This window comes from Flavobacterium branchiophilum NBRC 15030 = ATCC 35035 (genome assembly GCF_002217205.1).
Taxonomy (GTDB): Bacteria; Bacteroidota; Bacteroidia; order Flavobacteriales; family Flavobacteriaceae; genus Flavobacterium; species Flavobacterium branchiophilum.
The window spans coordinates 1-1,357 of record NZ_MUGT01000217.1 but is presented as its reverse complement, the minus strand read 5'-3'; the positions used below and the strand labels follow the sequence as shown (position 1 = coordinate 1,357).

2 protein-coding genes are annotated in these 1,357 nt (G+C 29.0%); both read right to left on the bottom strand.

What is annotated here, in order from left to right; all coding sequences use genetic code 11:
• Window positions 1-205 precede the first annotated feature (205 nt).
• Complete coding sequence (locus B0A58_RS15980; RefSeq protein ID WP_089081863.1) at window positions 206-634, bottom strand: hypothetical protein; 429 nt, start codon at window positions 632-634, stop codon at window positions 206-208.
• 1 nt (window position 635) lies between these two features.
• A complete protein-coding gene (locus B0A58_RS16590; protein ID WP_243389524.1) occupies window positions 636-1,355 on the bottom strand; it encodes a hypothetical protein in 720 nt (239 codons plus the stop codon).
• Between the last annotated feature and the right edge of the window lie 2 nt (window positions 1,356-1,357).

Genomic DNA, 1,357 nt, shown 5'->3' with positions numbered 1-1,357 from the left:
AAAAAACCTTTGTCAAATTTTCAAAATTTGACAAAGGTAAATCCATCTTACTTCTTACTAGATGCTTTTATTCTAAAATCTAATTTACAACAACTTACTTAAAATACAAAAAACCACACTATAAAGGTGTGGTTTTATTTTTCTTTATAAAATGAGTTATCAACTACTAATAAACTAATTTTATCATTAATTATATAAATCCTTCCTACATGAAGTTTTTGCTTTGGTTTGAATATTCAATCAAATATCTATTCTTGTTCATCATTTTGATAATGTAAACAAATTTATATTTTTTTAAATTTTCGTAATTAAGAGACAAAGTAATTTTATTGAATTTTAATATAATGGGCTTGTCATTTGTTATCACTTGTACATAAGCAAGACTTAATTGGTCAATTGTATTAATTTCGCTATTACATAAAATATCATTTTCGATTGTTATTTTTAATTTTTCATTTTTAAAGCCACTTGTAAAATAGAGAATGTTTTTATTAGTTTCTTCAACTTTATACTTTTTTAAAATATATTGAATCGTTTTATCATTACGATTTAGAGAACTATTATCAGTAATGATTTTAGTGTTTGAACATCCTATAAGTGCAAAAATTATTAATATTGAATAAGTGTATTTCATGTTATTTTTGCTGTGCTTCAATTAATTTAATAGCCTGACTTCTTTGCTCTTTGCTAACACTTTTCCCATCACTACCATAGTTCATCATATTGTTAGGTTGTTTTGCTTGTTCTTTAGCAGTAGGGTTTTTTGAGTCGTCCTGGTGTCTTAATCCTAAAGTATGCCCGTCTTCATGGTTTCCTGTTTGTGCACTTTTCGCTCTAGCATCTTTATTATTAAAATCAGGTAAACCTGTATCATCTGAATAAGGCATATTAGGGCTTCTACCAACATTTACCTGACTTCTGTTATTCTGTGTATCTCCAATTTTATCTACAATACCTATTGCCTGTCCTAATGTATTATCAATTTCGGTTTGAGATTTACCTTGAAGTTCTTGTACTCCATTAGCTGTAAGAGCTGTATTGTATTCCCAAATCATTGTTGCACTTTCATTTTGGTTGACTGTAACTGTTACGGTTCTACCTTGAGCATCTTTTCCGCCAATTGTATTAGTTAACAATTGAGCTCTTTCATTTGCTAAAGTTGCAACTTGAGCATTTGTTAAATTACCATTAGTATTATTTACGGTACGAACATCAAGACATAAGTTTACTGTTTTTCCATCACTTGATGTACTTGATTGCCATTCCAATCCCTCTAATTCTCTACCATCAACAACCCTATTTTCAGCAAAGGCATATGGGCTATTATAAGTGTAATCTTCAGCAAGAGGATCAATTG

What these genes read in the sequence shown, in the direction of transcription:
- B0A58_RS15980 (WP_089081863.1), bottom strand. Translation starts at nt 634, where the DNA reads ATGAAATACACTTATTCAATATTAATAATTTTTGCACTTATAGGATGT.